At 63.3% G+C, this 21411-nt stretch carries 20 protein-coding genes; 6 read left to right on the top strand and 14 right to left on the bottom strand.

The genetic code is table 11. The features are described from left to right. Positions 1 to 310 precede the first annotated feature (310 nt). The 8 genes from JQ635_RS07215 to JQ635_RS07180 all read right to left on the bottom strand — a co-directional run bounded on the left by JQ635_RS07215 (position 311) and on the right by JQ635_RS07180 (position 7517). A complete protein-coding gene (locus JQ635_RS07215; protein WP_211409175.1) occupies positions 311 to 1084 on the bottom strand; it encodes an SDR family NAD(P)-dependent oxidoreductase in 774 nt (257 codons plus the stop codon). Between the two features lie 48 nt (positions 1085 to 1132). Beyond that, positions 1133 to 1531: a (R)-mandelonitrile lyase gene (locus JQ635_RS07210; RefSeq protein WP_211409450.1), complete on the bottom strand. Its 399-nt coding sequence runs from the start codon at positions 1529 to 1531 to the stop codon at positions 1133 to 1135. A gap of 115 nt (positions 1532 to 1646) precedes the next feature. After that, positions 1647 to 2426, bottom strand: a complete 780-nt coding sequence (locus JQ635_RS07205; protein WP_211409174.1) for a carboxymuconolactone decarboxylase family protein — start codon at positions 2424 to 2426, stop codon at positions 1647 to 1649. A gap of 496 nt (positions 2427 to 2922) precedes the next feature. Further along, positions 2923 to 3480, bottom strand: coding sequence for a MarR family winged helix-turn-helix transcriptional regulator (locus tag JQ635_RS07200; RefSeq protein WP_211409173.1), 558 nt, complete (start codon positions 3478 to 3480; stop codon positions 2923 to 2925). Between the two features lie 362 nt (positions 3481 to 3842). Further along, the gene (locus tag JQ635_RS07195) at positions 3843 to 4193 is read right to left on the bottom strand and encodes a YunG family protein (protein WP_211409172.1); all 351 of its coding nucleotides are present in this window, start codon (positions 4191 to 4193) and stop codon (positions 3843 to 3845) included. A 361-nt stretch (positions 4194 to 4554) separates the two neighbouring features. Then, positions 4555 to 5643 (bottom strand): TRAP transporter substrate-binding protein, encoded by a 1089-nt coding sequence (locus JQ635_RS07190; RefSeq protein ID WP_211409171.1) that lies wholly within the window; start codon positions 5641 to 5643, stop codon positions 4555 to 4557. Between the two features lie 202 nt (positions 5644 to 5845). Beyond that, positions 5846 to 6982: an Mrp/NBP35 family ATP-binding protein gene (locus JQ635_RS07185; RefSeq protein WP_211409170.1), complete on the bottom strand. Its 1137-nt coding sequence runs from the start codon at positions 6980 to 6982 to the stop codon at positions 5846 to 5848. Between the two features lie 85 nt (positions 6983 to 7067). Continuing rightward, positions 7068 to 7517 (bottom strand): VOC family protein, encoded by a 450-nt coding sequence (locus JQ635_RS07180; RefSeq protein WP_246583351.1) that lies wholly within the window; start codon positions 7515 to 7517, stop codon positions 7068 to 7070. Positions 7518 to 7714: 197 nt separating this feature from the next. On the opposite strand from JQ635_RS07180, the gene JQ635_RS07175 reads away from it, so the two are divergent. The 6 genes from JQ635_RS07175 to JQ635_RS07150 all read left to right on the top strand — a co-directional run bounded on the left by JQ635_RS07175 (position 7715) and on the right by JQ635_RS07150 (position 13286). Further along, entirely contained in the window at positions 7715 to 8587 is an 873-nt protein-coding gene (locus tag JQ635_RS07175; protein ID WP_211409169.1) for an NAD(P)-dependent oxidoreductase, read from the top strand. Between the two features lie 22 nt (positions 8588 to 8609). Continuing rightward, on the top strand, positions 8610 to 9884 hold the full coding sequence (nhaD, locus tag JQ635_RS07170) for a sodium:proton antiporter NhaD (RefSeq protein ID WP_211409168.1): 1275 nt from the start codon (positions 8610 to 8612) through the stop codon (positions 9882 to 9884). 139 nt (positions 9885 to 10023) lie between these two features. Then, positions 10024 to 11619 carry a sensor histidine kinase gene (locus JQ635_RS07165; protein WP_211409167.1) on the top strand — a complete coding sequence of 532 codons (1596 nt, stop codon included), beginning with the start codon at positions 10024 to 10026 and terminating at the stop codon, positions 11617 to 11619. 44 nt (positions 11620 to 11663) lie between these two features. Continuing rightward, positions 11664 to 11867 (top strand): DUF1289 domain-containing protein, encoded by a 204-nt coding sequence (locus tag JQ635_RS07160; protein WP_211409166.1) that lies wholly within the window; start codon positions 11664 to 11666, stop codon positions 11865 to 11867. Between the two features lie 28 nt (positions 11868 to 11895). Then, complete coding sequence (locus JQ635_RS07155) at positions 11896 to 12450, top strand: TIGR02281 family clan AA aspartic protease (RefSeq protein ID WP_211409165.1); 555 nt, start codon at positions 11896 to 11898, stop codon at positions 12448 to 12450. 167 nt (positions 12451 to 12617) lie between these two features. Continuing rightward, a complete protein-coding gene (locus tag JQ635_RS07150; RefSeq protein ID WP_211409164.1) occupies positions 12618 to 13286 on the top strand; it encodes an outer membrane protein in 669 nt (222 codons plus the stop codon). A gap of 58 nt (positions 13287 to 13344) precedes the next feature. On the opposite strand, the gene dusA is transcribed toward JQ635_RS07150, so the two are convergent. The 6 genes from dusA to JQ635_RS07120 form a co-directional block, all read right to left on the bottom strand. After that, positions 13345 to 14340 (bottom strand): tRNA dihydrouridine(20/20a) synthase DusA, encoded by a 996-nt coding sequence (dusA, locus tag JQ635_RS07145; protein ID WP_211409163.1) that lies wholly within the window; start codon positions 14338 to 14340, stop codon positions 13345 to 13347. Between the two features lie 448 nt (positions 14341 to 14788). Further along, a complete protein-coding gene (locus JQ635_RS07140; RefSeq protein ID WP_211409162.1) occupies positions 14789 to 16006 on the bottom strand; it encodes an MFS transporter in 1218 nt (405 codons plus the stop codon). Further along, positions 16003 to 17892 (bottom strand): IucA/IucC family protein, encoded by a 1890-nt coding sequence (locus tag JQ635_RS07135; protein WP_211409161.1) that lies wholly within the window; start codon positions 17890 to 17892, stop codon positions 16003 to 16005. The genes JQ635_RS07140 and JQ635_RS07135 overlap by 4 nt, the downstream gene beginning before the upstream one ends. Further along, positions 17889 to 19031, bottom strand: a complete 1143-nt coding sequence (locus JQ635_RS07130; protein ID WP_211409160.1) for an NAD/NADP octopine/nopaline dehydrogenase family protein — start codon at positions 19029 to 19031, stop codon at positions 17889 to 17891. Before JQ635_RS07130 ends, JQ635_RS07135 begins: the two co-directional genes overlap by 4 nt. Further along, entirely contained in the window at positions 19028 to 20038 is a 1011-nt protein-coding gene (locus tag JQ635_RS07125; protein WP_211409159.1) for a PLP-dependent cysteine synthase family protein, read from the bottom strand. Before JQ635_RS07125 ends, JQ635_RS07130 begins: the two co-directional genes overlap by 4 nt. Further along, entirely contained in the window at positions 20020 to 21411 is a 1392-nt protein-coding gene (locus tag JQ635_RS07120) for a Y4yA family PLP-dependent enzyme (RefSeq protein WP_211409158.1), read from the bottom strand. The genes JQ635_RS07125 and JQ635_RS07120 overlap by 19 nt, the downstream gene beginning before the upstream one ends.

The raw sequence follows: 21411 nt of genomic DNA, 5'->3' as shown, positions 1-21411 counted from the left end.
CGAATCGAGCCGGCGCTGTTCTCCGCATCCTGCGGTGCCGGCATCCTGCCGGTCTGTTTTCCGTCCAGGACGCTCACCGTCCATGGTGGGCGCCCGATTGAAATCCAATCGAATGATCGTCAAAACGACGCGGAACCGTGGCTTGCGCGCCAGCCGCAGCTGGCGCACCGCATCGCGGCCATCGGCGCAGAGCGAAAAGCTTGCCGGCTCCTGGGCTTTTCTAGAGCCAATTCCCCGGCACGATTGTGAGCCGTTTCACATCTCCCGCTTTATTGATCCCGCGCGTGGTTTGGAGCGTGTGAGTTGCAGGCTACGCCACCGGAAGCTGCACGCCCGTCAGCTCGCCCAGCCTGGCGATGAGCGCGTCCTGGAATGCCGGGTCGGTCGCCTCACCGGCCGGCTGCTCCTGCCGCAGGTGATGCCAGTAGCGGCCGCTGACCATCGCGGCCGGTTCCTCGCTGACGGCGAGCCAGGACTGCGTGCGCTGTCCGGTGTCGAGATCCACGGGGGCACCCGCACCGCCCATTCTGGTGCGCACCCAGCCGGGATCGACCGCATTGCAGAGGACATGCGGCCAGCGCCGTGCCAGCGCGTAAGCCAGCGCGACCGCGTGCAGTTTGCTTTCGGCATAGGCCTGTGCCGCATCCCAGCTTCGCTGGGTCCAGTCGAGGTCGCGCAATGAGCCCTCGCCGCCGCGATGCAGGCCGCTGCTGAGATAGACCAGCCGCTTCGGCCGCGCGATCAGGGCCGTCAGCAGGTACGGCGCTAGCGTGTTGATCGCCAGCGTGCCGGCATGGCCCTCCGCGGTCGGGCCGCGGCTCCGCTCGGTGTAGACGCCGGCATTGTGGATGATCGCGTCCATGCGCCCGATCGCGTTGACCTGGTCCGCGATGTTCTTCGTCTCGACGGCGCTCCTGAGATCGCCGACCACGATGCCCGCGGCATGCGCGGCGAAGTCCGCGACCGCCGCGGCGCGCTCGGCCGATCGCGCGTGCAGCACCACGCGGTGTCCCTGATCGAGCAGCGATTGCGCCGCCGCCCGGCCGAGTCCATCCGTGCTGCCGGTGATGAAGACGATCGCCATGCGCTGCTCCCTGATCCAGAACGCAGCCGGATGTAACGGCTCTGCGCGCTATCCCCTGCGATATTGTTCGTCGCTGACCTTCTCCATCCAGTCAACGGTTTTGCCGCCGAGGGATTCCTGGATGGCGATGTGCGTCATCGCCGTCGTCGGCGAGGCCCCGTGCCAGTGCTTCAGTCCCGGCGGAAACCACACGACGTCGCCGGGCCGGATCTCCTCGATCGGGCCGCCCTCCCGCTGCACCCAGCCGAGACCGGCGGTGACGATCAGGGTCTGGCCGAGCGGGTGCGTATGCCAGGCCGTTCGGGCGCCCGGTTCGAACGTCACCTGGCCGGCCGCCACGCGCGCGGGATCGGGCGCCTGGAACAGCGGATCGATGCGCACCGTTCCGGTGAACCAGTCGGCCGGGCCCTTCTGAGAGGGGCGCGATCCGTTTCGTTTGATGTCGATGTCCATGTCAGGTTCCTTCTGTGCTGCGGCCGCAAGCGGCCGGTGAAATCCGATCGCAGCGGCGCCGCCGATCAGCGCGGCCCTGCGTGTGACATGAGGCATGGCCCGGCTTCCTTCAATGCGGACGCTTCTCGATGACGTCCTTGACGACCGGCGCTGCGGAGAACGCGCTGGGCCAGCCGGCGTAGAAGGCGAGATGCCCGAGCACCTCGCCGGCCTCCTCACGCGTCAACCCGTTATCCATCGCCCGGTTCAAATGATAGGTGATCTGCGCGACCTGGCCGGTCGCGATCAGCGCACTCACGTTGACGAGGCTGCGATCGCGCGGCGCCAGCCCCGGTCGCAGCCAGAGATCACGGAACAGCACGTCCGTCGTGTATTGCACGAGGCTCGGCGTGATCTGTCCGAACTGCTCGCCGACCCGGCTCGCCCGCTGCTTCTCCGCGGCTTCGTCGAGCGGAAGCTGCGGCCCCGACGCCGGCGGAAGCTGATCGGCGCCGATATTGCGGCTCCTGAACGCGTCCCTCGCCGCCGGGATCGCCCCCATCGCATTCGCCCAGCCGGTGTAGAAGGCCAGATGCGTGATGATCTCGGAGATCTCGGACGGCTTCACGCCGCTGTCGAGCGCAAGACCGAGATAGGCCGGCAGTTCCACCGTCTGATTTCGGGCGATGAGCGCCGCGACGGTGGCGATGCTGCGGTCCCGAACCGAGAGCCCCGGCCGCTTCCAGAGATCGTCCTTGAGAACCTTCTGCGCAAAACTTTCGAGCGCGGGCGCGACGGCGCGGACGTCTTCAGGCCTCGACATGAGATCGGCTCCTTGTACCTCGCTGGCGGCGCTCACGTCGCCGGCAAACAGGCAAAATGAAAACAGCGTGACTGCGAGCAGCTTCATCGCGAGGGTCCTTCCAATGTTGTGGGGTGCACGATCAGCCACCAGGCGACGAGCGCGGCGCAGAGCACGGTCATGGCGCTGACGAGAAACACGGTGTTGAGCCGCGCGCCTATCGCAATCAGTCCGAGCGCAGGGCTTGCGAGCCCTTGCGAGAGATACCCTAGAGCTTCCGCGCGCCCCTGATTAGGCGATAGATTTCGAATGCAGTTATTGGCTGGGCTAATTAATGAACCGGGACGAAACCGGCGATCTCCTCGCCTTCCTCGCGGTGGCACGCAACGAAGGAGGTGCGCTCCCTCTCCCGCTTACGGGAAGAGGGTGTCTCCACAAGCGAGAACCCCTGTGTGGAGAGAACCCCACCCGGCGCCATAGCCGATGCGAAGCATCGGCGTCCTATAGAACGGTGCCCAAAGGCCGCCTATGCCGACGTCTCCCGCAAGCGGGAGAAGCTCGAACGAGCCCGCGGCCAGTCGATTCAATTTAGAGCCATTCCGCTCTAGCTCCGTTCCTCGAAATAGGCGCAAAGCTGGGTCGTGTCCTTTTGGGCGATGGCTTTCCGAAAGAATTGGCACCTGAAATGTCGGTCCTTCCCCTCTCCCCTCTCGATCAGGAACATGCACCCAGTACAAACGTCGGCATGATGACGGCGCTTGGCAACATCGAGGCCGTCCAGGAGGCGGCGAAGCGTATCGCGCAGCTGAGATCGATCGGTGACATCAAGTGCCACAAGCCGATCTCGCAGAGCGTTCATCGGATCATGCTCGAGGAATCTCTCGCCTGCTCCCGTGAGACAGAGTGCAATCGAGCGCTTGTCCTCTGCAACTGGCTTGCGGACCATCAACCCCTTGCTCTGCAGCACGGCGGCAATCTGCGATGCGGCGCTGCGGGTCGTGCCCAGGAAGCCGGCAAGAGCGCTCGGCGTCCGCGAAAACCTGTTTGCGCGGGCGAGATAGCGCAAGGCCATCCATTCCCGATCGCTCAGACCCGAAAGACTGCCTTCAAAAAGCCAATTGTCGGCCGATTGCACCAGGAGCTGTAAAATCTCAATTGCCATTGTCACTGATAAATCCCCAGGCAACGGCCGTCCTGGCTCTCGATCGAGGATCGAGAGCCGCCGTATTCGATGAAGGTTGAATTCCCGTCGGGACTTGTTGGGTCCGGTATACCGTCCCGTGATGCCGGAACGGCGGTGGTGATGCCGCCGCGACTTCAGCCCGATTGCGGGATTCCGATAGCCTGATCGTTCCGGGAAAGGAACACCGAAAAAATACGTACCGCACTCACGTCGAGATGGTGGGCATCGAGCCCCGCACGCCCGGATAGGTTCGGAAGCCTGTGGCGCCACGCGAACTCAGCGAGATCCATACGTCTTCTGCAAGGAAGCTGATGGTTAGCGCTTGAAAGCCGTCGCAGTCTCTAAGCTGATGTGATGTGGTGCTTCCGAAATGCCGCCCTGAGTTGAGCCAGCTCATCGTGTGTCGCTCCCCGCTCCGCGTCGACCCGATCTGTGAGCACGTCCACGTAAACGATCGGCTGATCGAACTGGCTCGCCGTGAAGTCGTACCGCTTACCGTCGATCCGATTGTAGAAATGGTCGCCGGCCGGCAGAGGCGTTTTCAGCAGGTCACCGCCAAAGAGATCGTGGATCAGCAGCGACGTGACGTTGCATTGCCCCGCCGCCGGATTGTCCACCGTCCATTGGCTGGAAGTCGACAGCGACCATGCCTTGCGCAGCGCGCGTTGAACGTCATCGGGATTGAAGCTCATCGTCATTTCCTGGGGATCGGCACCATCTACCGATTTCGGATTATACGACGATGACATTCTGCCACTGTTTTGCCCGACGAGTCAAAACGGCTTCGTTGCTCGGCTGAGCCCAGCTCCATCCGCCGTCATTGCGAGCGCAGCGAATCGGCTGCGCCACGATTGTGCCTCTCCAGCCGATTTGCCCCGATCCGTCAAACCGTTGGCAGCATCCACCGAACAACGTCGCTCCACCCCGCCTCTACTGTGCATGGGGTTGTTTTCGATATTTTTTTGTTTGGCCCTTCGGACACGTCGCGGCAAAAGAAAAAGCCCGACCTCTCCTGGAGGCCGGGCTTTTCCCTCTTGCGACTCGTTCGAAAGATCAGCCGCGAGTGCGCGAGCGGATCATGAAGCTGTCGTAGGTGTACTCGGCGACCTGCCACCACAGATATTCGTCGGAGCGGTAGGCCTGCATGGCGTCGATCGACTTCTTGAAGTCGGCGTTCTTGGCCGAGATCTCCGCCCACAATTCGTTGGTCGCCTTGAGACAGGCTTCCAGCACCTCGTTGGTGAACGGACGCAGCTGCGTGCCGCCGGCAACCAGTCGCTTCAGCGCCGCCGGGTTCTGCATGTCGTAGCGCGCGGCCATCCAGCTGTTGGCGTTGGCCATCGCGTTGGTGAGGATCGCCTGGTAGTTCTTCGGCAGGCCGTTCCACTTGTCGAGGTTGATGAAGGAGTGCACCATCGGGCCGCCTTCCCAGAAGCCCGGATAGTAGTAGTACTTGGCGACCTTGGCGAAGCCGAGCTTCTCGTCATCGTAGGGGCCGACCCATTCGGCGCCGTCGATGGTGCCCTTCTCCAGCGCCGGATAGATGTCGCCGCCGGCGAGCTGCTGCGGCACCACGCCGACCTTCTGCAGCACCTGGCCGGCGATGCCGCCGATGCGCATCTTCAGGCCGGAGAGATCGGCAACGGTCTTGATCTCCTTGCGGAACCAGCCGCCCATCTGGGCGCCGGTGTTGCCGCAGGCGAAGCCGATCACGTTCGACTTCTTGAAGAACTCGTTGCCGAGCTCCATGCCGCCGCCCTGGTACCACCAGGAGTTCTGCTGGCGCGCATTGAGGCCGAACGGCACCGAGGCGTAGATCGCATAGGTCGGGTCCTTGCCGACATAGTAGTACGAGACGGTGTGGCACATCTCGACCGTGCCGTTCGAGGTCGCGTCGAGTGCCTGGAGGCCGGGCACGACTTCGCCGGCGGCGAACACCTGGATCTGGAACTTGTTGTCAGTCATTTCGGCGACGTACTTCGCCACCTGCTCGCCGGCGCCATAGATGGTGTCGAGCGACTTCGGGAAGCTCGACGTCAGGCGCCACTTGATCTCGGGCGAGGACTGCGCGATCGCCGGCGAGGCCACAGCGGTCGCCGCCGCGCCTGCTGCCGACACTTTGAGAAAATCACGACGCTTCATCTTCAGGTCTCTCCTTGCTGGGGCGTTTCCCCTTAACTTCTCTTTTGCCGCCGCTCATTCCGGCGACGCGTTGAGGCCGCGTCGAACCGAAGGGGCTTGACTGCCGTGGGCCTTTAACACGGAAGCCCGCCTTTCGGAACGCGACATTGGCATGACGGGGCTCTACGAAAGTCGCATGTTCCGATGGACTGGCCTCTCCGCTTCAGGCCGCGGCGATCACGCCCTTGAGCTGGTCGCGGACCTGTCCCGCAATGGCGCGGTAGATCGCCGCATGGGGGCCGTCCGGCTCGCTGTCGACGACCGGATTTCCGGCGTCCGAGGTGGCGCGAATCGCCATGTGCAAGGGGATCTCGCCGAGGAACGGGACTCCGAGCTTCTCGGCCTCGTGCCGCGCCCCGCCATGGCCGAAGATGTCGGATTTCGTGCCGCAATGCGGGCACTGGAAATAGCTCATGTTCTCGACGATGCCGAGCACGGGCACGTTGACCTTCCTGAACATCGCAAGCCCCCGCCTTGCGTCGATCAGGGACAGGTCCTGCGGGGTCGAGACGATCACGGCGCCCTTCAGCGGCACGTTCTGCGCCAGCGTCAGCTGGGCATCGCCGGTGCCGGGCGGCATATCGACCACGAGCACGTCGAGCTTGCCCCACGCAACGTCGCGCAGCATCTGCGTCACCGCCGACATCACCATCGGCCCGCGCCAGATCATCGCGGTCTCCTCTTCCACCAGGAAGCCGATCGACATGATGGCAAGGCCGAAGCGCCGCAGCGGAATCATCTTGCGCTCGCCATCCAGTTCCGGCTTGTCGCGCAGACCGGTCAGCCGCGGCACCGAGGGGCCGTAGATGTCGGCATCGAGCAGCCCGACCTTGAGGCCGAGGTCGCGCAGGCCGAGCGCCAGGTTGAGCGCAGTGGTCGACTTGCCGACGCCGCCCTTGCCGGAGGCGACCGCGATGACGGCGGCAACGCCCGGAATTTCGGACTGCCGCGCCATCGGCGACTGGCCGCCCTGCGGCGGCTTGTGAGCATGGACCGGCTGCACGCCCGGCGTGCCGCGGCTCGGCGTTGGCGGCGGCGGCGGCGCGGAGCCTGGCTTGCGCTCGGCGGTCAGCGCCACCATCACGGTGGTGACGCCGGCAAGGCTGCGCACCGCGGCCTCGGCCTCGGCCCGGATGGGCTCCCAGGTCCGCGCCTCGGCGGCATCGACATTGATCGAGAAGAATACCTTGCCGTCGGAGGCGCTGATCGGGCTCAGCACATTGGCATTGGTGAGCGCAACCCCGCGCGGCGACTTGATCCGGGCGAGGCTGTCGAGAACCTGTTGCTGCGTCACGCTCAAAGCGCATCTCCCAAACGGGGCATGATCCGGTCAGATCAGGCCCAAGGCTTCAGGATGCCCCATTAGAGCGGAAACGACCAAAAGGCTACTGCCTGCCGATATCGTCAGCCATCTCGGCGGGCGCAGCCCCCTGCTCCTTCGCCGCCTCGTAATTGAGCTCGATCATGACCCCGTTGGGGTCGTGGACGAAGATCTGCCAGAGGTCGCCGCCGGGCACCTGGCGGGAGTCGAACTTCATCCCTTTGGACGTCAGCCGCTGCTTCATGCCGTCAAACCCGCGGCTGACGAAGGCGACATGGTGGACAACGCCGGAATCCGGCTTTTGTGGCTCCGAGGTCGGAGAAATATCGACGAGGTGCACCACCGGCTTGCCCTCGCTGTACATCCAGGCCCCCGGGAAGGCGAAATTCGGCCGGGCGCCTTTTTCCAGGCCCAGCACGTCCTCGTAGAAGCGGACCGTCTCGGCCAGATTCCGGGTCCGGATGTTGAAATGATCGAGGACGCCAACGCTCACGCCGCCCAAACCCACACCCATGTTTCGCTCCCTTGTTTTGAAGTTCTTGAGGTCCGCCATCCTAGCACAGGAGGGCGCCAAACGAAGCCGTTGCCCTCCGCCCTTAAGGGTTTATGGTGCGCCCCGATCCGCTCCAGGGCGGAACCCCGAAGATGCCGCCTGGGCGCCCCCCGCCCGGCTACAACCGTAAAACCCAAGCTACGGACAAGGTACCACACATGGCTAAAGTCGCTTTCCTCGGTCTCGGCGTGATGGGTTTCCCCATGGCCGGACACCTCGTGAAAAAAGGGGGCCATGAGGTCACCGTCTACAACCGCACCGCGGCCAAGGCGAAGGAATGGGCGGACAAGTTCGGCGGCAAGACCGCGGCCACCCCGAAGGCCGCCGCCGAGGGCCAGGATTTCGTGATGTGCTGCGTCGGCAACGACAATGACCTGCGCTCGGTCACGATCGGCGCCGACGGCGCATTCGCCGGCATGAAGAAGGGCGCAACCTTCGTCGACCACACCACCGCCTCCGCCGAGGTCGCGCGCGAGCTCGATGCTGCCGCCACCAAGGCCGGCTTCAAGTTCATCGACGCGCCGGTTTCCGGCGGCCAGGCCGGCGCCGAGAACGGCGTGCTGACCGTGATGTGCGGCGGCGCTGAAGATGTCTATGCCGGCGCCGAGCCGATCATCACAGGCGCCTACGCGCGGATGTGCAAGCTGCTCGGGCCCGCCGGCTCGGGCCAGCTGACGAAGATGGTCAACCAGATCTGCATCGCGGGCCTCGTGCAGGGTCTTTCCGAGGGCATCCATTTCGCCAAGAAGAGCGGCCTCGACGTCGCCGCAGTGATCGAGACCATCTCGAAGGGCGCTGCGCAGTCGTGGCAGATGGAAAACCGCTACAAGACCATGAACGAGAACAAGTACGATTTCGGCTTCGCGGTCGAATGGATGCGCAAGGACCTCTCGATCGCGATCGCCGAAGCCCGCCGCAACGGCGCCAATCTGCCGGTGACGGCGCTGGTCGACCAGTTCTACGCCGAGGTCGAGAAGATGGGCGGCAAGCGCTGGGATACGTCGAGCCTGCTCGCCCGCCTCAATCGCTGACGCCTGACCATCTGAAACCACCTTGCTGATCGCGATCGCCGCCATCTTCGTCCTTGCCTATGCGGCGATCGCGCTCGAGCACCCGCTTCGCGTCAACAAGAGCGCCACCGCGCTGCTCGGCGCGGGACTGCTGTGGACCATCTACGCGATTGCGACGGGCGACCACGCGCTGGTTGGCCGCCAGCTCGACGAATCCGTCGCCTCTACCGCGCAGATCGTCTTCTTCCTGATCGGCGCCATGACGATCGTCGAGGTGATCGACGCCCATGACGGCTTCGAGGTCATCACCTCCCTGATCCGCACCACAAGCCAGATCACGCTGATCTGGCTGATCGGCTTCGTCACCTTCTTCCTGAGCGCAATCCTCGACAACCTCACCACCACGATCGTCATGATCTCGCTGATCCAGAAGCTGGTCGGCGCCCGCGACGACCGCCTGGTGTTCGCTGCCATCATCGTGATCGCCGCCAATGCCGGCGGCGCCTGGACCGTGATCGGCGACGTCACCACGACGATGCTGTGGATCGGCGGACAAATCTCGCCGCTGCGCATCATGGCCTCGGTGTTTCCGGCATCCCTCGTCAACCTCCTCCTGCCCCTCGCGGTGATCAGCTATTCGCGGCGGGGCAAGAGCATTGCGCCGCCACGCAAGGAGGACCGTGACGCCATCGCCCGGTTCGAGCGCAACCTGATGTTCTATCTCGGGCTCGGCACGCTGATCGCAGTGCCGGCCTTCAAGGCGGTCACGCATCTGGCGCCCTTCATGGGCATCCTGTTCGGGCTCGGCGTGCTCTGGCTGGTCGGCGAGATCGTGCATCGCCACAAGGACGAACACGTGCGCCAGCCTCTCACGCTGGTGCACGCGCTGACCCGGATCGACATGAGCTCGGTCGTGTTCTTCGTCGGCATCCTGCTTGCGGTCGCCTGCCTCGAGCATGCCGGCCTGCTGTCGATGCTGGCGCGCTGGCTCGATGCCGCGATCGGCCGCCAGGACGTCATCGTCGTCGTGCTCGGTCTGCTCAGCGCCGTTATCGACAACGTGCCGCTGGTCGCCGCGACCATGGGCATGTACGACCTCGCGCATTATCCGCCGGACAGCTTCATCTGGGAGTTCATCGCCTATTGCGCCGGCACCGGCGGCTCGATCCTGATCATCGGTTCGGCCGCGGGCGTTGCCGCCATGGGCCTCGAGCGGATCGAGTTCCTCTGGTACGCCCGCCGCATCGCCCCGCCCGCGCTCGCGGGCTATCTGGCGGGAGCTGCTGTCTACGTCGCCCAGCACGCTGCACTGCACTGACGGCGTGAATCGCCCCCCAAAATTAACGCCGGGTTAACGTAATTCTTTAGCTCCTTAAGTCACCTCTTAAGGATTTCTTGCCAGAGATAGACAATGCAGAAGGCCCGCGCCCGGCGTGGGCAGGAATCGTTGTTGTTCGATGAGTAACCCCGCTGAAAAGCCTGAGGTAGTGCAGCTTCCGGCCGAGCCGGTGAGCGCTCCATCGGCGAGCAGCCGAAGGGCTGCGGCGCAGCGGGTGCGCGAGGCCCGCGATAAGTTAACGTCGACCAGCGGAACCCGGCCGGCCTTCGACGCCGAGATGCTGCGCCAATATGCACAGACGCGATTGTCCGCCTCCTATGTCGTGATGCTGCTGGTTGTCGCCACCGGCGTGCTGTTCGGGCTGTGGATGCAGCCGATCCCGGCCGCACTCTGGACCGTAGGCATGCTCTGCATCCACGGTGCGATGGTCCGCAGTTGCCGCCGTTTCCTGACCGCGCCCGCCTCGCCCGCGGCGACGCGCGCCTGGCGCACCCGCTTCGTCGTGCTCGACCTGCTCTACGGCCTGTGCTGGATGGCGATCCTGATCCATCCCGTGCTCGACATGGTCACGGAAACGCTGATGATGTTCCTGATGCTGCTGGTGATCGCAGTATCGAGCATGCTGGCCGCCAACTTGCCGATCGCAGCCCTTGCCGCCACCGCTCCGGTCGCGGTTGCGATGGCACTGAGCTTTGCGATGATCGGCTCGCTGGACAATTACATCCTGGCCGCGCTGGCAATTGCCGCAGAAGGCTATTTCGTGCTGCTGGCGCATCGTCTGCACTCCTCGACCTTCGCGACGCTCGAGGCGCGCGCCGAGAAGGACGCGCTGATCGGCGAACTGGAACAGGCCAAGGCGATCTCGGACGAAGCGCGTCACCGCGCCGAATCCGCCAACGTCGCCAAGTCGCGCTTCCTCGCGCAGATGAGCCACGAGCTGCGCACGCCGCTGAACGCCATCCTCGGTTTCTCCGAGGTGATGAAGAGCGAGATCTTCGGCGCGCATGCAGTGCCGGTCTACAAGGAGTACTCGGCGGACATCCATAATTCCGGCGTGCACCTGCTCAACCTCATCAACGAGATCCTCGATCTGTCGCGGATCGAGGCCGGCCGTTACGAGCTCAACGAGGAAGCCGTATCGCTCGTCGGCATCGTCGCCGACTGCCATCATTTGATGAAGCTGCGCGCGTCCAGCCGCGGCATCACCATCCACGAGGTGTTCGAGCAGGCGATGCCGCGGCTCTGGGCCGACGAGCGCGCGATCCGCCAGGTGGTGCTCAACCTGCTCTCCAACTCGATCAAATTCACCCCGCAGGGCGGCGAGATCTGGCTCAAGGCCGGCTGGACCGCTTCGGGCGGACAATATCTGTCGGTGAAGGATACCGGCTCCGGCATCCCCGAGGACGAGATCCCTGTGGTGCTCGCCTCCTTCGGCCAGGGCTCCAACTCGATCAAATCGGCCGAACAGGGCGCCGGCCTCGGCCTGCCGATCGCCAAGAACCTGATCGACCTGCATGGCGGCACATTCACGCTGAAATCGAAGCTGCGCATCGGCACCGAGGTGATCGTCACCTTCCCGCCGGAGCGGGTGATGAGCGCGCTGGCGCCGCTGTCGGACGATTCTCCGCCGCTCCAGCCGGAAGGGTCCGCAGTACCCGACGACAAACGTCGTCCGCGCCACAAGCCGATCATGAGCGCAGGCACGGGCTCCTAACCAGATGCTTGCAGACATGCCCGACAATCCTCCACTATGTCCGAATGAGCAAAGAAACGCCGTGCGTCGCCGTCTGCATGATCGATCCCAAGACCAAGCTGTGCTTTGGCTGCGGCCGCACCTTGCCGGAGATCGCGCGCTGGCACGCCATGGAGAGCGCGGAACGGCTCTCGGTCATGTCGCGGCTGCCAGCACGCATGGCGGACGCTGGTTTGCAGCCGATCGCGGGATCGCCGAAACGCCCCTGACCGGCCTGCGCACTTTTGGAGGTGCGCAATGATCCGCTTCCTCCTCGTCCTCGTCATGCTCGCCGGCACAGCGGGCGCCGTCGTCGCCTATGGCGACCCCGATCAGATCGCGCGCGCGAGCCACAAGGTCTCGCACATCTTCCGCGGACAGGCCGCCGCCCCGCCCCCCGCCGTGCAGATCCAGCGCGGCCAGGGCGGCGAATTCGCGCTGCGCGCGAAGATCAACGGCGTCGCCACACCGATGGTGATCGACACCGGCGCGACCTCCGTGGTGCTGACCTGGGAGACAGCGAGAGCGATCGGGCTGCCGCTGGAAATGCTCGAATACGACGTCGACCTGGAGACCGCAGGCGGCCACACCAAAGCGGCCCGGCTCACGCTCGATCGTCTCGCCGTCGGCCATCTCGTCGAGAAATCGGTGCCTGCCCTCGTCGTGCAGCGCGGCCAGATGAAGACCAATCTGCTCGGCATGAGCTTTCTCGACCGCCTGGAGAGCTGGGGCGTGCGCGCCGACAAGCTGATGCTCACGGGCTATCCCGAGCTGCAGAGCAGCCATCGCCGCTCGCGCACCGCGGTCGACTGATCCTTCCATCTCAACCACGATCCTGGGCAGGCCCGCCCGAATGCGCAGAGGTGTGGCATTTGCGCTATTTACAAACCGTCTGGTCGGTTTATAACAGAGGCATTCCCGGATCGGGGTTGGACAAGTGCTGCTTCCCGCCGGAAGCGGCCAAGTGGGAGATTTGAGTCATGACTGCCAGAGCCGCCTTACGTCGCCTGATGCGCGCCCTGCCCTTTGCCGCGACGGTCGCCGCGGGCAGTGCCAGCGCTGCCGACCTGTCGCCGCGCTATGCTGCGCCCTCCGCCGCCTACACGGCCCCGCAGCCGGTCTATTCGTGGACGGGTCTCTATGCGGGCCTCAACGCGGGTTACACCGAGAGCGGCGACGATGCCTTCAACAACCTCGTCGGCGTGAGCGGCGGCAAGGTCAAGGGTGCCTTCGGCGGCGTGCAAGTCGGCTACAACTATCAGCTCTCGCCGATCTTCGTGGTCGGCATCGAGAACGACTTCGAGGGGGGAGATATCAAGAACCACGATGCGCTCAACAGCGCCGCCGTCAGCATCCCCTGGTTCATGACCGGCCGGGCCCGCGCCGGCATCGCGACGATGGATTCACGGTTGCTGTTCTTCGGGACCGCGGGTCTTGCCGCGGGCGAATTGAAGGACGGCCCGATCAACAAGATGAAGATGGGCTGGACCGCAGGCGGCGGCGTCGAGTGGGCATTCCTGCCGAAATGGTCGGCCAAGGCCGAGTATCTCTACACCGAGTTCAAGCACGACGATCTGCCGGACTGGAATGCCGCGAAATTCCACACCTTCCGCGTCGGCGTGAACTATCATTTCGACCTGTTCCGCTGATTGCGGATCGACCAAGGGCCGGATCCTGCGATCCGGCTCCTATATTGTATGGGCGCGGCTAAGCAGCGGCCTCCGCCGGCACGCGCGCACCAATGCGCGCGATCGCATCGCGCAGCACGTCGAGGCCTGCGCCCGGCTTGACACCCTGCTCGGCGAGATGCCGGCGGAACGCACGTGCGCCGGGCACGGCGTGGAAGGCGCCGACGAAATGCCGCGTGATGGCGTGCAGCCGCGTGCCGCGCGCGAGCTGCTCCTCGATGTAGGGCATCATCGCCGCAAGCGCGTCCTGCATGGTCGCGTGCGGCGCCGGCGCGCCGAAAATCTCGTGATCGACCGCGAGCAGCCGCCACGGCTCCTGATAGGCGGCGCGGCCGAGCATCACGCCGTCGACATGCTCAAGATGCGCCTTCGCCTCATCGATATCAGGGATGCCGCCATTGATGATGACAGGCACATCGGGCATCGCGCGCTTGAGACGATAGACGCGATCGTAATCAAGCGGCGGGATGTCGCGGTTCTCCTTCGGCGACAATCCATTGAGCCAGGCCTTTCGGGCGTGCACGATCAACGCGTCGCAGCCGGACGCAACCACCGCGCGCGCAAGCGTATCGAGCGCCATTTCAGGATCCTGGTCATCGATGCCGATGCGGCACTTCACCGTGACGGGCACGGCGACCGCCCGCTTCATCGCGTCGACGCACCGCGCCACGAGCTCCGGCTCTGCCATCAAACAGGCGCCGAAGCGGCCGTCCTTCACGCGGTCGGACGGACAACCGACATTGAGGTTGATCTCGTCATAGCCGAAATCCTCGCCGATCCGCGCGGCCAGCGCGAGCTCGCGCGGATCCGAGCCGCCAAGCTGAAGCGCCACAGGGTGCTCTATCCCATCGAACCCAAGCAGCCGTTCCCGATCGCCGTGAATGACGGCACCAGTCGTCAGCATCTCCGTATAGAGCAGCGCCCGTTGGGTCAGGTGACGGTGGAACACCCGGCAATGCCGGTCAGTCCAATCCATCATCGGTGCGCAGGAAAATTTGCGGTCTAAGCGGTTCATTTCATTGATCTATTTTGGCGCCATTCGCGCCTCTAACGGGCCGGACCGATTGGCAAATCCAGCATGAACAAGCCTTGATATATTTTGCTTTTTTACAGATTCATATCCCCTGGGTAGATGCCAAAACACCAAATTTGGGTCTCAGTGCACACAGGGCGCACACGAAGCCCTGAGTGCACACGCACCGCGGCGTTCACCGAGTTCCCCTGCATGGCGTTCTCCTGATGAAGCCATTCCGTCCTCCGTGCACACCACCACATCAGGCTTCTGGATGATCGCCGATTCAATGTCGATCAGGCTGTCTTCCTGGCCCTTGAACGAAGGGAGCTCAGCGGCGCTTGTGTCTGCGTCGGTCCAGGTTCGTCGGCAGCAGCTGCTGTCGGAAGCAAGGCGGTCAGGACAAGTGCAGTCACCGCGGCATGCAGCAGCGATTGATATTCCGTCATCGTCAGCTTCCTTTGGGGTGCGCAGTCTTGAGCCAGATGCCCAGCGCCGACAAGAATGACAAAGCGTAGAGCGTCGCGACGAGCGGAAACGCGGCTTCAAGACCAAAGAGCTGCGTAACGCTGACGCCGGCAATGATGCCGCTTGCGGAAGCGATTTGCTGGGACGCTTGCGCAAGACCCAGAACCGACCCTTGCCGATCATTGGCCGCAGTTGTCGAAACATGCGCGAGGAGAACCGGCGTCGTTCCCCCAAGAAGCGCGCCCCAGATAAAATACAGGAGCGCGAACACGGCAACCGAGCCCGTGCCGCCGGCCAGATGCGTAACCAACGCGCACGCGGCCGAAATGAGCACGTTGCCCCCCAGCACATAGGATGGCGTTCGATTCTCAAAGAGTCGCGCCCACAGCGGCGCGGCCAGAACAAAGCCACAAGCCAGTAGCCCATAGGTCAGGCCGGACACCCAGTGCCGGACACCAAATACCTGGGTCATGTACAATGAGAAAGGAACTTGGAGGACCATGCGGCTGGCCAGCAGCATTCCCATCAAGGCAAGGAGAGCTGCGATCGGAACCACGGTCGACGTCGAAGGTTTTGCCGTAGCTGCGTTTCCGGGATTCTCAACAACCGCTCCTGGCGCCGGCACCGGCAGGCTCGACCAGGCAACGGCAGCGCACAGCGCACAAATTATCCCGGCCGTCAGATTGACGGCCGCAAAAGGGAAGCGATCGAGAATGAGCCCACCCAGGAAAGCGCCACCCAGCGAGCCCACGTTGGTGGCAACCTGAAGCCAGGCAAAGAGGCTTGCGCGATCCTTCCCGCCGGTGATCTGGACGCCATAGGCCTGGGCCGGGGCGATATAGCCGGCGCAGCCACCTTGCAGGAAGCGCAACGCCATGATCGTCCAGACATCCGGTGCAATGGCAACGAGTAGCTGCGTGACGGCCAGACCGCCGAGCGCGCGAACCATCATCAGCCGGTTGCCATAGCGATCGCCGACTCGCCCCCAAAGGGCGCTGGTGAGAGACATTCCGATCATCGGGCCGACATAGACGGCAACGCCTGCCAGTCCGAAGACGCCGTTGGATGGGCTCAATGCCTTGATCTGGATCGGCCAGAATGGACCGCTCATTTCCATCGCCCCCATGGAAACGAATTGCAGGCCGAACAGCAAAGCAAAAACAGGTCCGAAGCCGCGAACCGCGACGGAAGCATTTGTCATTGCGCTCCCGCCAGTGGATTTGGCAACTCGTGCTCAACCCGATAGTCGCGATAGCGCTCCAAGTGCATCCGCAGCACCGAACGACTCCGCCAGGGTTTTTCAAGAAAGGCCGTGAGTTCCTCCTGCCAGAAAACGTCCGACAACATGCGCGGCCTGATCGTGTCGAAAACTGCCTCGGTCTCCTCCCGCAAGATCCGCCAGAGGCCTGCACCCGACATAGAATAATGTTCGCGGAGGCACAGTGCCATCTCGTGGAGGTGACAGACGAAGCACGCGTCGATGACAAACGAACGCACAAGACTGATATCGTCATCGAACGTGGTGGGTAATATCCCCGCGCGAGTGAAAGGCTTGAGCTGGTGCCCTCGTTCCCTAGAGAGCGGTGAAAAACTGCGGCCGTCACCGAAATCACGGATCAGGAGTTTTTGCGGGCGGCCAGCTTCGTCGAACAGGATCGTGCTGTTTTGCTGATGCGCCTCGAAGGCAATCCCGTAAAGCAGATACATGGCGAGCGTGGGCCGGATGACGGTCTCCACATAGGCGCGGAAGAACGCAGATATCTCTGCTTCGCTCTCATTGCCGTTTCGTGCAATCAATTCGCAAATGAGCGGGCGGCCATCGATCGGGCTCGCCGTCAACAGTGCCGCGACGGTAATCGGCAGCAATCCATCGTCCCGTGCCAGAGCCTCGGAATTGCGGTAGACAACCGAAAGGAAACGGCCCGGATGCTCGTCGCCCGTTGCGGGGTGATGCAGGATCGCCCCCAGCTCTTCGGTGAAGATCTCCAACCTGTCGGAGATATCCCTCTCCTTTGACAGAATATCGGAAATCAGAGTGCTAAGACGCGGCCCCATGTGAATCGACTTGGCCTGCAGAGTGCGCTGTTCGCTGGTCATCCAGATCGCCACCGGCAGTTTGATAAAGGGCCTCGGTTCCTGTGTATCCGGCAGCATTGTGCGGAACGACATTGACGGCAGCGTCACAACCTCTGGGCCGTCAGGATCGAAGGCTCCGGAAGCGATTTCGGATGAAAATTCGCGGTGCACGAAATTGTCGAGGTGCCAGATATGGACAGGCAGAGGTACCCAGTCCTCAGGGGACTTCCCACGTGCAATCAATCCTGCGGCCCAGTCGCGCCAGAGCTCGGGGAAGTTCTGCGCGAACCATTCCGAATAGCTGCCGACATGGGGCATCTTCTCAACATAGGACCACTCCTTGCGCAACGCTGCGATTCGAACGCGCACGCGCGCACCGAACTCAGGCGACAAGGCCGTGACGTCCTCGGGCGACAGGTTTGGCTTGGCCTTCCACGTCGGATAGAAGGGATGCCCTTCCAGCGCGCCCCATTGATCGAGAGCCATCGCCGTCAGATGCGGTGGTTGGCTCTTTTGCAGATATGCGAGAAACCCCTGCACGCCTGCTTCGGCGACCTTCCCTCGCAGATCGGCGCTCCAGTGCTCCCGGTGACGGCGTGCCAGGACGTCGTTGCGCATGCTGTTCTCAACGTCGCGCAATAGATGCTGCACGCCATCCGATGCGGGCGGGATCGCCAGGCTGGGCGTGACCAGCCTGATGAGCTCGGAGGGGTCGTCGATCGAGGATCGTGTGCCGGTCTCGTCCAGGAATTCAATAGGACCACGATTTAGCAATGTTCCGGCAGGCGCACGCCGCAGGTCGCTGAATTGCAGGCCCCCACGCGACGGCCCAAAGGGAAGCCATGCTTGGTTGCCGTCGCGCGCCCACAATAATGCATCCGGTTCAAGAAGACGCTCGGCAAACAGGCAGCGAACCAACCGGTTGAGCGCATTACGCGATGCGGCCGACCAAAGCTGCGCGTCGCGCACCCGGGCTTCGGCATCTGCGGAGGAGAGCACCTTGTTCTTCACGACGCTTCCTCCGGCCAGCCGATGGGCAAACAGGCCGGCGCACTCTCTGCAAACCCGCCGTGGTAGTTGAGTGCCCAGTTGTAAGTTTTCGCAATCGCCGGCGTTGCCACTTCAAGCCGCGTGGCCAATTCCACAAGCAGCGCCTGCCCGCAAGCTATGTCTTCGTGGAAGGCGCGGCTTGCGCGATCGATGACAAGGCCGGGTCCGTCGGGATTGGGAACAAGCGGAGCGTGAATGCCGGCGTAAGCACGGTTGGTTCGCAACAGCGTATACATGGACCGATCGTCCTCGATCTGGCTGCCGTAGGCCTCGATCAGTTCCTGTCGCAGCGGCTTCACTGAGCTCAGATCAATGCCCAAACGTAGCTCAACCGAACGACAGATTGCCTGGTTTTCCGCATCGCAGGCCTCCAGCAATTCAGCACCCGAGCGCGGGCAATCGCTCCACCAGCATAGAGGACGATCAAAGGGCTCGTTCTCCCAGGGGGCGCCGGGACCGATCAAGGCATAGAGCACGGCGGGATGCATCAATGCGTTGCCCGGCGTCAGGGTGATTTCGAGATAGTCACGCAGCAGGGTGACCGGAGCTTCGTAAAGGCGGCTCAGCATCGCCTGAAGCTTGTCGCGGCTCGCGGCGGTCTCGCGGCGATGGAGCGCCGCAAAGAGCTGAGCCTTGGCCCCACCCATACGAACCCGCTCACCCGGCGCCAGATCAAAAGCGGTATGCGGCACGTCCTTCATGCCCCAGATCACCACATTGTCCACGCCCGAAAGAGCTTTGGCCGCGAGCCAGTTGAAGCCGCAAAAGCCAGGAATCGCGCCGACATAAACCAGCTTGTCCCGAGGCACATGCCGTGCGAAGCCGTGGAGAAGCGCGGGCCGCGCGTGGGCCGGCTGCGTCACGATCACCATGTCGGTGTCGACGAGTGCCTTACTCGGATCGATGCCAACATAGTCTGGTCGCCCACTCAACAGGCGGCCGTCGGGCGTCTGTGCCCGCCAAACGCCATCACCGCCCGCCCACCGGTCGGCGACCGCAGGCGCTCCCGTCAGGACGGAAACAGTGATATCTGGCCGCTGCTTGAAGAGCACGGCATTCAAATGCCCGGTGCGCCCTGCGCCGCAGATCGTCACCTTCATGCTGCGCGCGCTCTTCCAGGTAGCCAGGCATCGAGTTGTGCGGCGATTGTCGGATCCAACAAATCGCGCTTGGCCATCCATTCATCGTCGAAGACCGAGCCGAGATACTTCTCGCCACCGTCGGCAACGGGCGTGACGACCGTACCATGCAGCTTACCGGCCGCGATGAATTCCAGCGCCTTGTATATAGTGCCCCCAGTCGAGCCCCCGACCAGAAGCCCGTAGCGCCGCGCGATAAAACGTGCTGTTTCGAAGGCTTGGCCGTCGGTGACCTGGACCCCTTCATCGATGCAACCGTAGTCGAGCACCTTGCCGACTTCGTCGCCCGCAGGCGTTCCGGTGCCCGACTGGTAATAGGGATGTCCAGGTTTGCCGAAGATGATCGAGCCGGCCGGCTCAACCGCAATGGTACGGATAGCAGCGTTAGCCCGCTTCAGACGCTGGGCGATACCGGTCATTGACCCGCCAGTGCCGACACACCCGACAAAGGCGTCGATGCCCTCCGGAAGCTGTGCGAGCAATTCGTCGACGAAACCCGCATAGCCTTCCGGGTTTGCCGGATTGTCGGATTGGTTCATGAACAACGCATCAGGAAGCTGGGCACCAAGTTGGGCGGCCAGCCGTTGGCGCTCAACCACCGCGACCTCGTCTTCCCGAAAATCGCCCTCGACATAGCGAATTTCTGCGCCCAGCGCGCGCATGGTGCGAATCTTATCCGGCGCAGCGTGATGATCGACGACAGCGATAAAACGTAGGCCCAACTCCACTGCGGCCAACGCCAGCCCGATGCCGGTGTTTCCGGATGACGACTCCACGATCGTACCGCCCGGCTGAAGCCGCCCGTCCTGAAGCGCGGTGAGCACCATGCTGCGCGCCATGCGGTCCTTCATCGAACCACCCGGATTATTCTTTTCAAGCTTCAGCACAAGCGTGGCGTCGCTGTTAGGGACGGCGATCGGCATAACCGGCGTTTGGCCGATCAACTGGCTTACGGTCGTGCAGAGCATTTTGCCTCTCCTGTCGTGTCGGGAACGAGCGTTAGCTGTCCTTTCGCATCCTCAACCACGCAAAGGCGGCTCGGCATCGGATGGCGATGGAATTCGTTTTCAAGGAGATCCATCTGGTAGCCGCCGGTGTTGGCGTAGATCAGGAGGTCTCCAGCGCGCGGAGCGATCGGAAAGGTGAGCCATCGATTGCTGAGAACGTCATCATCCAGGCAGCTGTGGCCCGCCAAATAGGCTCGAATCGATCGCGCGCCGACAGGCGACGGAGAGGCCGGCACCAAGATCGGATCGACCAGAAATTCGGAGCTAAACCAGGTCTCGCAAGCGCTGAAGCTGCTGCCTTCGACGAAGACGACATGGGTATCGGGGCCAACGGCTTTCACCCGCAGCACGCGGAAAACGGAAATTGCCACCTGATCGGCCAGTGCTCGGCCGGGCTCCATCCCGAGCACCAGCCCTTCGTGAACAAGATAGTTCGCGAGACTTCGACCATCGGCCATCCGCGCGCGCAGCAAATCGCGCAGCCACGCGGCCGCAGAAAGCTCTCCGCCGTAGGGATAGAAGGATGTAGGCACCTTTCCGGTGCGGTAGTCCTCAGCCGTTAGTCTCTCAAGATGCGCCTGGTAAGCGCTCTGATCGACGTATTGAATCGGCAGGCCGCCGCCGATGTCGATCATACGTGGCGCAAAACCTCGCGCCCGAGCTTCCGTGATCAGGTCAGCGGCCTCTCCAATCGCCTGCGCACGAGATTCCCAATCATAACCACTCAGGTGGAAGTGCAGCCCGTCAACGCGCAGTCCGTCTTCGTTGGCAATCCGGGACAGACAGTGCCGGATGGCCGCCGCCGGCATCCCGAAGCGGCTCCGCGCCTGGTTGGTAGGACGCAAACGCAGCAGCACCGGCTGAGCCGCGCCGCCCGTCGGCAGCCAGCGGATAAGATCCTCGAGCTCTTCCGGTGAATCCAACGAGATGAGAGCGTGACAGTTGATAAGGTCCCTGTGGAAAGCTGCGGTCTTCGCCGGGCCCGTCGCCACGAGTTGGGTGCCGACGGCACCGAGTTGCCTGGCATCGCGAAACTCATAGAGGCTCGAGACGTCAATGCCGGCCCCCGCACGCAACGCTGCGGCCAATAACCCAGGCGATTTGTTGACCTTCGCTCCGTAGTAGATGGCGCTTGCAACACCGCTTTCTCGCAAGACGCCTCTGAGTGCGGCGAGATTCGTTTGAAGCTCATCGGGCCAAATCAAATTGACCGGAGACCCATATTGGGTGATCCAATCGATCAGCAGCCGACTGTTGCCATTCAGGAGCTTCGTCACGCTTGGTCGCAGGATCGGCGGGAGGCCTGCGCCGGGCTTGTGGCAATACAAGGTCAT

Source organism: Bradyrhizobium iriomotense (genome assembly GCF_018130765.1).
Classification (GTDB): Bacteria; Pseudomonadota; Alphaproteobacteria; order Rhizobiales; family Xanthobacteraceae; genus Bradyrhizobium; species Bradyrhizobium iriomotense_A.
Note: the sequence above shows the minus strand (reverse complement) of the source record. Positions and strands in the feature narration are given on the sequence as shown.